The sequence below is a fragment of the Shewanella pealeana ATCC 700345 genome (assembly GCF_000018285.1).
Lineage (GTDB): Bacteria > Pseudomonadota > Gammaproteobacteria > Enterobacterales > Shewanellaceae > Shewanella > Shewanella pealeana.
The window spans coordinates 4,229,103-4,240,873 of the sequence record NC_009901.1 but is presented as its reverse complement, the minus strand read 5'-3'; the positions used below and the strand labels follow the sequence as shown (position 1 = coordinate 4,240,873).

The 11,771-nt window shown below is 41.3% G+C and carries 8 protein-coding genes and 1 pseudogene; 6 read left to right on the top strand and 3 right to left on the bottom strand.

Going from position 1 to position 11,771, the window contains the following annotated elements:
* Positions 1-121: 121 nt before the first annotated feature.
* Together SPEA_RS18265 and SPEA_RS18260 are read right to left on the bottom strand one after the other, a co-directional pair.
* Positions 122-877 carry a leucine-rich repeat domain-containing protein gene (locus SPEA_RS18265; protein ID WP_223296528.1) on the bottom strand — a complete coding sequence of 252 codons (756 nt, stop codon included), beginning with the start codon at positions 875-877 and terminating at the stop codon, positions 122-124.
* Between the two features lie 179 nt (positions 878-1,056).
* The gene (locus tag SPEA_RS18260) at positions 1,057-1,326 is read right to left on the bottom strand and encodes a hypothetical protein (protein WP_012156666.1); all 270 of its coding nucleotides are present in this window, start codon (positions 1,324-1,326) and stop codon (positions 1,057-1,059) included.
* Positions 1,327-1,604: 278 nt separating this feature from the next.
* Here SPEA_RS18260 and SPEA_RS18255 point away from each other — a divergent pair, with 278 nt between their 5' ends.
* Positions 1,605-2,621, top strand: a complete 1,017-nt coding sequence (locus SPEA_RS18255; RefSeq protein ID WP_012153491.1) for an IS110-like element ISSpe2 family transposase — start codon at positions 1,605-1,607, stop codon at positions 2,619-2,621.
* 501 nt (positions 2,622-3,122) lie between these two features.
* Here the strand turns inward: SPEA_RS18255 and zapE are convergent.
* Positions 3,123-4,022: pseudogene (zapE, locus tag SPEA_RS18250) on the bottom strand (cell division protein ZapE); the annotation flags it as partial.
* A gap of 130 nt (positions 4,023-4,152) precedes the next feature.
* Between zapE and SPEA_RS18245 the strand changes: the two are divergent.
* The 5 genes from SPEA_RS18245 (at position 4,153) to SPEA_RS18225 (ending at position 11,759) form a co-directional block, all read left to right on the top strand.
* Positions 4,153-5,532, top strand: coding sequence for a tyrosine-type recombinase/integrase (locus SPEA_RS18245; RefSeq protein ID WP_012155141.1), 1,380 nt, complete (start codon positions 4,153-4,155; stop codon positions 5,530-5,532).
* Positions 5,533-8,223, top strand: a complete 2,691-nt coding sequence (locus SPEA_RS18240; protein ID WP_012155140.1) for a hypothetical protein — start codon at positions 5,533-5,535, stop codon at positions 8,221-8,223.
* Complete coding sequence (locus SPEA_RS18235) at positions 8,223-10,265, top strand: integrase (RefSeq protein ID WP_012155139.1); 2,043 nt, start codon at positions 8,223-8,225, stop codon at positions 10,263-10,265. The genes SPEA_RS18240 and SPEA_RS18235 overlap by 1 nt, the downstream gene beginning before the upstream one ends.
* 1 nt (position 10,266) lies before the next feature.
* Positions 10,267-10,650 carry a DUF6262 family protein gene (locus tag SPEA_RS18230; RefSeq protein ID WP_012155138.1) on the top strand — a complete coding sequence of 128 codons (384 nt, stop codon included), beginning with the start codon at positions 10,267-10,269 and terminating at the stop codon, positions 10,648-10,650.
* Between the two features lie 740 nt (positions 10,651-11,390).
* Positions 11,391-11,759 (top strand): hypothetical protein, encoded by a 369-nt coding sequence (locus SPEA_RS18225; RefSeq protein WP_041410916.1) that lies wholly within the window; start codon positions 11,391-11,393, stop codon positions 11,757-11,759.
* The last annotated feature ends 12 nt before the right edge of the window (positions 11,760-11,771 follow it).

Genomic DNA, 11,771 nt, shown 5'->3' with positions numbered 1-11,771 from the left:
TGAAGTTGTTGTAGATGGTATAACAGGGGACAGTTACTTCTCTGCTGTAAACCTTGTGAGCAGTAAGCTCACAAGGTTACGCGCTATCAGATGTTAGATGTGCGCGCAGCAATGCTTTAGCTTATAAGTCACCATAGGCTTCGAGCCACTCTTCGTCAGTGAGTTCTTTGGGCGGCTTTTTGTTGCCAAAGCCTTTGATAATCCTGCCCCTTAATGGGTTACCGGTAAAAGCGTCATTACCCATGTAAGTGACCGAAGTCGGAATGAATACATTGGTTATGACATTATCTGCAAACGCTTCTGAACCTATGTCAGTTACAGAGTCAGGAATTGTGATGCTTTGAAGTTCATTCCCCCTAAATGCGCCTAAACCGATTTCAGTCACGGAATCAGGAATAGTGATGCTGGTTAACGCATTAAATTGAAACACTCGATCATTAATTTTAGTCAATGCATTTGGCAGGCTCAGCTGAGTTAATGCATTTTTGGCAAATGCTCTTTCTGCAATTTCAGTCACTGAATCTGGGATGTCCACGCTGGTAAGTGCGTTTTCAGCAAAGGCCTTGTAACCAATACGAGTCACAGAACTTGGGATCACTACCTCGGTAAGGGCGTTACGCTGAAATGCGCCTTCACCAATTTCGGTGACTGTATTAGGGATAACCACGCTGGCTATTAGGTTCTCTGGGACCTCTTCGAATTCTTCGCTTAACTCCTCAACCTCTGAAAAAGCATAATCCCAGATCTTGGTGACGGGGATACCGTCAAAATTATCAGGGATGATGATATGTTTATGCTTGCCCTTGTAAACATCAATCCTGCCTTGTTTTTTATCAAATGAGACGTCATCTAATGTAAGGGTATGTGGCTGGCTCACTGTTAATTCTCTTTTTGTTGTAGTTGTAGTTGTTGTAGTTGTAGCTTTAGTCGTAGGACTTAGTGTTAACTCGGCTTGATGCGCTGAGCTTTCTGTCATAGAAAGCCCAAGCAGCATGGTAACTAGAGCAGCACTTAACCTGTGAGATAAGTTGCTGCTAAAGCGATTGATTTTAAAAATCAGTCTTCCATCCAATCCAAATTTGGCATGGCATCTAAATGCTGGTTGTAACGCTTTTCGTTAAACGAGGCGCCATTTAGCATCACATCGCTGACTTCGATAGCGAGCGCACAAGCCATCCATTGAATCGCTTCTTCGCGAGGCGTACCTGTCATCACCAAACGCATCAAGGTCTCTTTGACCTTTTTAGGCTCACCGTCGGCGATCTGATTTTCGACTGTTTCAATTAAGGTTTCTTCAGTCATGTAACTGTCTTGCTGATTGTCCATTTTTACGACTCTGTAATGTAATTGGCGCCATTATGCCGCAAGCTCAATGCAAGCAATAGATTTAATCGAACCTTAATAGGAATAAAGTAAATAGGGAGAGAAGTGAGTTACAAAACTCGCAGGAAACGCCTATTTCCCCATCGAAGTTGCCGAGGTCATTGAAGAACAATCGCGTGAGCGAGTCATGGATAATGGAATGGACCCATCCACTTTTAATCGGCCTCGCAATGGGCCACGATGTAGTTGCTTAAACTCATCAGAAAGAGGACGGGTCCACTATGAACATTACTACAATTGGTCTTGATATCGCAAAGTCCGTTTTTCATTTTGTTGGCGTTAATAAAGCCGGAAAGCTTGTCAAAAAGAAGATAATTAAGCGCAAAGAGTTAGTGCTTTTTCTTGCTCAAATAGAACCTTGCCTTGTTGTGATGGAAGCCTGTGGCGGTGCAAACTATTGGGCTAGGGAGTTCGAGAAAGTTGGCCATCAAGTTAAGTTAATAGCACCCCAGTATGTCGTTCCCTACAGACAAGGAAATAAGAATGACTATAACGATGCACTTGCGATAGCTGAAGCAGCACAACGCCCCAACATGCGCTTTGTAGAGCCTAAGCCAGTAGAGCAGCAAGATATTCAGATGCTGCATCGAATGAGAGAAAGACTAAACAAACAATCTACTGCACTGATAAATCAAGTGAGAGGTATGCTCGCTGAGTACGGCATTGTCATCACAAAAGGAAAAGCGTCTTTTAGGACAAAGCTACCAGATATTCTAGAAAATGCCGATAACGAATTAACAGTCAAAGGCCGAAGTGTTTTTTATCAACTATATGAAGAGTTTAATGACATTGAGAAGCGACTTAAAAACTGTGATGCCCAAGTTCAACAAGAGGTGAAAAGTAACCAAGTATGCCAGCGCTTAGAAAGCGTACCAGGCATTGGCCCTGTGACTGCCACAGCATTTTATGCAGCTGTTGGGCAAGGTAAAGATTTTACCAATGGGAGACATTTTTCAGCATGGTGCGGTCTAGTACCCAAACAGCATAGTAGTGGCGGGAAAAATAATTTGCTTGGTATTAGTAAGCGAGGAAACGCTTATTTGAGAACGCTATTTATCCACGGGGCAAGAACTGTCTTACAGCATAGTTCTAATAAAACTGACAGATTTAGTTGCTGGGCTAGCGCACTTGCAGAAAGGCGTGGCTTTAACAGAGCTTGTGTTGCCGTAGCTAATAAGCTTGCACGAATAGCGTGGGTTATAGCAGCAAGAGAAGATGAATACCGTATCACAGTATAAATTAATCATTAACGCGTCAACTTAACGAGATAATCATAAGTTTTGCTAACCACCAAGTTGCCAAGATAATTGATTTGATGATGAGACAGTCAGACTGTTCTGCTTAAAACCTTGCTTCGCCACAGGCTCTAAAGAAGCCGTAAGGATGATAAGGAAAGTAGAAGCAAATATCCATCAGGGCCAGAGGAGTACCTCAATAACAGGCCGAATATATGGGTGCAATGAACTCTTCTCAAAGTCGATATTAAATATCTTGCAAACCGGATGGGTCCATATATGGCGAATATGAGGCGATAGCGATTTTCGAAAATGAGCGAGGATCAACAATTTCGTCGGGGCGGCAGGGGAGATGAAAGAGAGGATTACTGTTGTTCCCCTTTTCCCGTGTGTGAGCTGGAAGCTCACGACCTTTATCAAGCGGAGCTTGATTTATCTAGGTTGTTAGCCGAAGTCTAACGTTAATTCTAGAGGCCAAAGCCAATTCCCCCGTTATTGGGGAAATCAATATTCTAAACTCTGCATCTGAGTCAGGCGACTCAATGTGCGCCTGAACTCAAAGCTTAACGCGCCGCCGCTGTAGAGTTCACCCATAGGCACATAGGCTTGAATATACAGCTCAACACCTTGATCGTATAACTCATCGATGAGGCTGATAAACCGCCGCGCGGGGTCATCACTCACCGCATAAGACAGTTGCCTGTTGCCGGTATTAAAAGCAGCTGTTTCAAAAGCAGCAGTTTCTATTGCTACTGTCTCAAAAGGCTGCGCACCATCTTCTGTGCCGCGCGCTCTAATCCAACTGCGAGGCTCTCCGCCTAATACGGGGACTTTAGTGAGTATAACCGTGCTAAAGCGGCTGGCTATTTCGATATAATCGAGCTGGGAACGTGGGCCATCACATAGGGCGTCGAACTCAAACCAGGCTACACGCTGGTTGTATTTTACGGTATCGATTATACGGCCATGGACTAATAACGGTGCGTCTATCCATGCCGCAGTCTCGCTTGGAGGGCCCGCATTAAAAACCTGCTCAAATCTTGCTGGCCACTCAATCGAGTCGCTATCAAACGCGTCTACAAAGTAACGCTGGCCTGTGGCTAGCTCCGTGCTTAAGTGCGCTGATTGATGTAAGCGGTGGTCTTGCAATCCGCTTAAATGGATCTCTTGAGTAAAGCGCTTAAGTAGCTCGATAGTCGGCAGAAAACGCTGTCGCTGCAGGCCATTTTTATAAAGCTCATCGATAGGAATATTGGAGGTGGCGACTAAGGTAATACCTTGCTCTAACAGGGCTTCAAATAGCTTGGCGAGGATCATCGCATCGCCGATATCGCTGACAAAAAACTCATCGAAACACAGCACTCGGCACTCTTGCGCTACCCGTTTAGCAATGCGCTTAAGTGGATCGCGATTGCTAGTTACACCTTCTTTACTTAGTTACTAACCCCATCTATATTTATGTGCAATTATGTTACTTCATGATTAAAAATGAAGACTAAATCTCGTGTGGTTTATATATGGCAGGACACTATCTATGATCTCTATTATTCAAACAAAGCTTAACTTAGGCTCACTGCCATCGTTTGATGGGGAGTTACTGGATATTGCAGGCGAGTATCAGATCCGAAATATTAACCACCAACGCCACCATGAGGTCGATAAATTCCCATTACTATTCAGTGATACACGATTAAAAGATTGTTTAGAAATAAACCTGTTCCTTGAGTATCGTTACAAAGGCAAGTTTCTTCGCCCCTCTAGAGGAGGTCATAAGAACCTCTTAGGAGGTGTAACGGTAAAAACAATTAAAAGCATTGCCAACTCGCTTAAAGTTTTTCTGGTGTGGCTAGAGGCCGCAGGATTAGAGTGGAAAGACCTATATGCTGTCTCAGCATCAGAGAAAGCAAAAGAGTGGTTACTGCCTTATCGCTTTCGCACCCACTTGATTGACCGAATCAAGAATAATGAGCTATCGCTCGATACCGCAAATTTGTACATATCTCATGTTAGACAATTGTATGAATGGGCTTGGCGAACACGTCGAATTGAAAAACTGCCATTTAAATATACCGACAAGGTGATTAGGAAAAAACGCTCTAACTCAGAGTTTGATTTGATATTCGCATCCTTTAGTTATGACAGAGGGATGGTAGTTCAAACTAATGACTTAACTATTCCTAAAAAGCATCGACAAAAGAAAATGGTGTTGAACGATGGACTTTCCCCGTATAGCCAAAAAGAGTTAAAGGATTTCTACTCTACAAACCACATGCAATCAGAGTCCCGCAGACTATGGGCAGATTTAGCGTTGTTGTGTGGGTTACGAGCTTTTGAAGTGGTACTTTTAAAGGAGTCTGAAATTGTTGATACAGCCTTGGACGATACCAAAGTTTACAGCGTTGATGTACTTGGCAAGTTTAATAAGCATAGACAGATACTTGTACCACGTTCTTTGATGTCGAGACTCTGGAACTACAGGAACTCACCAGAAAGACTAAAGCGCTCTGCCAAATGGGGGGCAAACCAGAATGCAGAAATAGACAAACCTCTTTTCATTAACCGTTCTGGCAATATCCTAAATGAAGGGTCGATCACTAATATTACGTCCAACGCTGCGAAAGAATTACTCACCAGTAAAATTGAGTTTTATAGGTCGTTTCATGATCTGCGCTCAACTTTTGCTACCTCATTAGCGCGTTTTTTGTTGGAGAAAGATTTACCCCTTGGATTCATCCAATACAGGCTTATGACTTTATTGGGTCACTCTAAGTTTTCGACTACTGAGAAATACATCGATCTGGCACGAACCATTACTTATGACAAGCGCATGAAATCTTGGGTTGAGGATGTGTTTGGAGGTTTAGAGCAAGAGTTAAGCGTTGAAGTAACTGAGCTAGAGATAGGAGTTCGATAGATGTATCTTGCATTTAGTAATCCAAACCTCAACATCCGACTCGATAGGATATTAGTCCACAGCGAACAACTAGCTAATGATATTGAGTTTTGTCACAAGCGTTATATGGCTAACAAAGCCAAATGGAACAAGACAGAGGTGACTATTGCATTACAGATTCGCTACATCTGCTCTAAATTTGAAAAACTAATAGACATACTTAACCCTGAATCATTAAAGGCATTGCTAGAACAAGGATTATCGGCTCTTAAAAGCAATACCGTGTGGGATCTCCTTGAGTATGCAGCCCTAAGAACAGGCAAAGGGATTAAGAACGCATTTATAACACTGGTTAGGCTGTTCAATGACGATATTGACTTGAAGCCGCCAAGTAGAATAGACCTAAAGGGATACGTGACCGATTTAGCGAAACTTTATGGTGCTTCCGATCTTCTTTTTAACCAATACCGCGACTTTATGTTTCACGTATTGGATACCGACAGACCGCAAAAACAGCTAAGGGACATCAAGGCTAGTACTCACGCCACCCTTACCCAACTGATGAAAAAGGACAGCTATCGAGAACTGTTAGCAAAATATGGCTTAGGCGCATTTGTGAACAACACTGACATTCTGGCTGATGCAGCTAAAGTGGATAGTTACAATTCCATTCACTTTCAGCTTATGTTGTCGCACTACGACTGTGAAACATTTATACAAAAGTCGGTAGTCGCGAAAGACAAGTATGAGGTTAGTTTTACTGAGTTATACCGCACCTCTCAATCTCTGTTTAACGATATTGAACAGTATTCAAAAATTATTGGTCACTCCATAAGTTCACACCTTAAACCAGCAAGTGTCCGTGACAAGCTTTTTGGATTCAAAAGAGCGTTACCGATTATACAGGCAGAGCTCTCTGATAGTTTAAACTCGGCAATGCTAGCTGAAGGATTGAAGGCGTTATTAAATAGCGATGAAACACTTAAGCGCCTTCATGACTCCCCCAATTTACCAAGTTGGATGTTTCTCTTAATACATGAAATCTGCACCTGTATTTACCCTGATAACACTCCTGAGCTAAATTCGTTTCGAGATAACTTGTTTTCATTTCCTAACATAGATAACAATCGTGAACTACTGTCTGACTTTTCAACCATTAAAGCCATTTCTGATACTCTTTACACAGACTTAGCCAATTTTCTTGAGTTATGCAAGGTAGATATCGACCTGAGGGATTACTCTATGGTCACAGTTTATCACAACTACCAACAACTAAAATCGCTCCTGAATAAGTACAGCGGAACACTGAACCACCAACACCTAGGTATCCTTAGACAACATGGTATTAATGGGTTTGGTATAGATGGAGGACTTACTCAAAATCACCTCTTAGCTGAACTACAATCAAGCGTGAACAACGCTTCATTCAATAGGACAACTGCCAGAATATATAGAAGCAGCTTGTCATGGTTCTTGCGGGAGTTTGACATTCCGTTTAACAATATTTACCCAATCAAGAATACTAAAACCGTCAAACATAAACAGCGCCTTAATACTGATGACTTCTACACAGAGCTACAGTGTCGAGAGTTGGCCTTTTATATTGAAAAACTATTACGCGATGGCAGTACAAGCCTATATCACAGGATCTTACTTACCTTTGGTAAGGTAATACTGAAAACTGGATGGAACATTAGTCCGTTACTTAAGTTAGAATGTGACGACATTGCTGAGGTTGTATCTCCAATCACCAATAAAACCGAATATGCCGTTGTTCTTCAAAAAGCCAGAGCTGGCTATAGAAGCGACACATATACCTTTGACAAATCAGAGTTAAAATCAGATACCCTGAAAAGTGCAATATCAGATTTGTTAATTATTCGCGATGAACTCACCACTGAGCTTAGGGCACAAACAAAGTTCAGTAATTACCTGTTTATCTACCCGCGCAATGATGAAGTGTTAAAACTTGAATACTCAACAGTAAAACACCTGAGCAGCATACTAAAGAAAGCAGGATGCAGTGTTCCATTTGTGGCTAAAAAAATCCGCAAAGGTGGTGTGAATCATATCTATCGAAAAGTTAATAAAAGCATCAAGAAGTACACCGATACGGTCAAACATTCTTTTGATGTGTTTGAGTCTAACTATTTGCGGATCAACCCTGAACAATCTCGCTACTCTCTCAACCAAGCAACTAAAATAATGTCTGACTACTTTGCTGGCAAGGAAGTATCATCTGACATTCACATCATTACAGACATGAGCGCTAATCAGCATCAAATAGTTCCTACCGGTACTTGTGCAGCGAAAGGTCAAAACGAAGAAGCAGAACGCTACGCTAGAGAGCATCGAAAACTACATCAAATTAATGAAGACAGTAATCAGAAAATGTGTGCAGATTTTCTTAGCTGCGTTTGGTGTAAGTATTTCCGTGTTGTCGTGGATGCCGAGCATGTATGGAAGCTACTCAGTTATAAGAACTACATATTACAAGATATGGAAATGTCAGTTATTGACTTTGACAATACCGACAATCAGATCACCAATATCAATATTCTAAAACAACGCGTAGATGACATTATTGAGAACCTACGAGAGAGAAACTGTAAAGCAGTAGAGGATGGTTTTGCGCTCTTTAAGCAACATGGCATTCATCCAGACTGGGAATTCGCCACCCCATCCTTTTCGATTGTTAATGGAGAGTCTTAATGTCCGATCTCAATAAAATAATCTCAACCATCATAAATGTCAGCAACGATATCGTGGTAAAGGAATTATCTACCAGTGATATTAACGAACTATCTCGGCTTGTATTGTGGGACAAAACACCAGACGAAAAGCCGATGACATTTGGTGGAAACTACTTTAGACAGTCAACCAAGGAGAAAGGACTTGTAATTGATACAAGCTCACTAATGTTCGACTACGAACTTAAGACAATGATGATTGCAGCATTACACCTTGGAACAGTAAAAGGCGGCACACCGTATAAATGGAAGACAGTTGTCAGTCGGGTTCGCACATTAAAATCTTTTTGCTCTTTCTTGCAGACAAAAGGTTACAAGTCTTTTAGAGAGTTAAACAAGTCACCAGAGTTGAAACTTCGGAATTTAATCACGGACTTTTTGAACGCTCCTAAATCAAAAGGTGGTATGGAGCAGGGGAAGCACACCTCAGCTGCTAAGACCGTCCGTGAGGGATTAACCTTTCTGTATACATATGGTTTGGTAAATAGCTCACTACTGGCTCCATTGGTCGATGAACTCACCATTTCTAAAATCACGAAACATGAAGAACAACACCGTTTAAAGCATTCCATCATTCCAACAGGGGTGATGAAGTCAGTGATTGAGTCATCAACCGACTACATAAACAACGTTAAGTCCAACATTGGCTTATTCATAGAACCACATACAAAAGCCAACAAAAGAATTGAAGGAAATAATTGCAGCAATCCTGGCAGTATCATTGCGGCGTCCTGCCGTAATTTTGATAATGAACTAGGTTTAGGCTACAACTTAGTACGAGACCTAAACCTCCATGTCTACACATTGGTATTAGCGTTTACTGGTATGCGTGATAACGAAGTCTATGCGCTAAAAAACAACAGCCACTCGCAACGAGTAGAAACTGGCGAAACCGTATTCACCATCAAAAGTCAACTATCAAAAACTACCGAGGGAACGATTGAGCTGGATTGGGTTGCAAATGAAATCGTGTTTGAAGCGGTAGACTTACTGAGTAAGGTTAACGAGATTTACAGGGAGCGCGCTAGATTGATGCTTGAGCACCATATGCACAAGATGCCTAAAGGTCATTTAGACCGATATGAAAAAGGACTTAAAGACAACCGGTTGTTTGGCATACAACACACTAAAAATACCGCCAGATTTGTGCAGGCTTCCAGAGCGTCGGACGCTAACAGTGGTATCTCTATGAGCAAACATTCATTTCAGGTGACAGCTATTGACATCGAGCAGCTTGAAAAAATGAACTGCAACTACCAATCAGTTAGCCAGCTGAGTGGCAAACGAGGCTTAAAATATAAAGTTGGTGATTTATTTAACTTAACATCGCATCAATTTAGACATACTTTTGCTTGGTTTATTATCGCCAACCGATTAGGTGATTTAGATGACATTAAATACCAGTTTAAGCACCTTAACTCTGTAATGACGTTTGTTTATTCTGAGCGTGGTTATGAATCCCTTAGTGAGCTTAGAACGTGCATTGAATACTTTGAGGAGCTAACCAACAAACAGGCCATTGAAGACATTGTAGAGTCTGCCAAACAAAAACAGGTAGCAGGAGGAGGTGGTGATAGGCTTTCCAAGTTCCTTGCTAAGTTAAACGTTAATCAATCACAGGTCATTTATACAACGGCCCAACAACCACATTTCAATAGCACTCAGGAGTTAATTGATTTTGCCACTCGCCACAGTGATAGTGTGAGAGGTTTGCCGCATGGCTATTGCACTAAAGGCGCAGGGTGTAAAATAAAGAATGCGTCTGATCCCTCACATTGTTTGTATTGTGATACATACTATGCCACCCCCAAACACTTGCCCTATTGGAAAGCGATTAAGTATAGCTGTGAGCAAAAGATAGCGCGTATTAATACCTTACCTGACACTTCGCGCTACCAGTCCTTCTTAACAGGCTTAGAAGACAACCTTAACGCTGCTAATGAAATCATAAATAACCTTACTTCCACCACACCAATTAACGAGCAAACAACCGTAGAGAGCTAATATGGACACCAGAGAGCAATTATTATCTTGTGTAAGAGAGTTTGAACAAAACAGTGAATCGATCACCATAAGCAAAGTTGCTCACAAATGTGGTTTATCGCATTCGCTCATTTACAACCGTCACCCTGACATCAAGGAGATGATCAACAACCTCAAGAAAAAACAAAAAGAACAAGCGTTAGTTGATCAGCAAAAAGACCAAACAAAGAAGCTACTTAAACGAAACGAAAACCTTGAGCGCAAGCTTGCTGAAGCAAAGGGGAAGGACGATAAGGAAACTATAGCCATGCTAATGGCACACATACATGAGCTTTACTCTATGTATGACTCTTTATTGGAGGAGCGTAACGCTTTTGCTCAACGTATTCTTGAATTGGAAAGCTAATTAACTGCTAATTTAAGAAATAAAGCACGATGTTTTACAAGTATCACTGCCAACATCTCTGTTAGTGTTGGCTAACAATATAGTCTGAACGAACCCAATAAAGTTTGATTGCTTTTGAGCAGTGTCAGAAGGTATGGGACAGACAAGCTAAAACATTTATGCCCCAAAGTGAGTTAGCCTTTGAATGAAGGGTGATTACATTTTTTTTGGATGAGTGATACCAACTTGAGTGTTTGAACTTGTAGTTTCATAGCTATCAATCACCTGCAGCGGACGCATGTGCAGACACTTTCGCGACACGCAGTACTTCTCAATAACGGAAAGGTCCTTGGAAGCTCGGTCATGACGAATAGCATCCCAGCTAAAAAGCTAGTTCGACATCCTGCCTCTAGTTCGAAAGCTTGATAACTTCGTTATCTCTCACCTTGTCATGGACGGTCACGGCCGTATCTACACAGGGTAATTGGTGCACTCATTTAGGTTGGTGTTGCTTGATGTCTAACTTGAGCCAAAAAAGGGCTTTTTTAGCTGTCATGGGAAGTTACTCTTAAACAGTTTCTTTACACAGTATTATCTGCTTTGCTCGTTTTTCTAGGGAAATGTTGTGTGAATTATACTCATCTATACTTGAGGGAGGAAGGTTTGTGCTATAATATCAATGTCTTATGCTGTTTTGATTTAAATAACAGGTTTAATAAGCGCATGCGCACTATACAAATGTTAACACTCAAGAGGGAGTTATGAGTAAATTTTTAAATTCGGTTGCCTTGTTACCTATGCTCGGTTTTATTTTTACTATGATTTATATTCTTATTGCAAAGGAAGAAGTTTATACAAATCATCACTGGTTTGTTGTAGCCTTAATGTCACTCCAAGCTTCCGCTGAGCGTCTTAAAAATGTAAATTCTGTAAGCATAATGATTTTTGTTTCTAGTATTCTTGCAAACATATTATTGCTTATAGCATCTGGATTTGATTTAAAAATAACTCCTACCACTTTTGTACTGTTTTTAGGTTATTTAAGTGTTGGCTTTCTAATTGTAATGGGTAATTGGGCTATGAATTGGTACAAGCAATTGAGTGCTAACAAGGCCTTAAAGTCGGATTAATAACAGTTGGCT

Excerpts from the sequence above, each read along its gene's own strand:
- SPEA_RS18255 (WP_012153491.1), top strand. The coding sequence starts at position 1,605 with ATGAACATTACTACAATTGGTCTTGATATCGCAAAGTCCGTTTTTCAT.
- SPEA_RS18245 (WP_012155141.1), top strand. The coding sequence starts at position 4,153 with ATGATCTCTATTATTCAAACAAAGCTTAACTTAGGCTCACTGCCATCG.
- SPEA_RS18260 (WP_012156666.1), bottom strand. The coding sequence starts at position 1,326 with ATGGACAATCAGCAAGACAGTTACATGACTGAAGAAACCTTAATTGAA.
- SPEA_RS18230 (WP_012155138.1), top strand. The coding sequence starts at position 10,267 with ATGGACACCAGAGAGCAATTATTATCTTGTGTAAGAGAGTTTGAACAA.
- SPEA_RS18235 (WP_012155139.1), top strand. The coding sequence starts at position 8,223 with ATGTCCGATCTCAATAAAATAATCTCAACCATCATAAATGTCAGCAAC.
- SPEA_RS18240 (WP_012155140.1), top strand. The coding sequence starts at position 5,533 with ATGTATCTTGCATTTAGTAATCCAAACCTCAACATCCGACTCGATAGG.
- SPEA_RS18225 (WP_041410916.1), top strand. The coding sequence starts at position 11,391 with ATGAGTAAATTTTTAAATTCGGTTGCCTTGTTACCTATGCTCGGTTTT.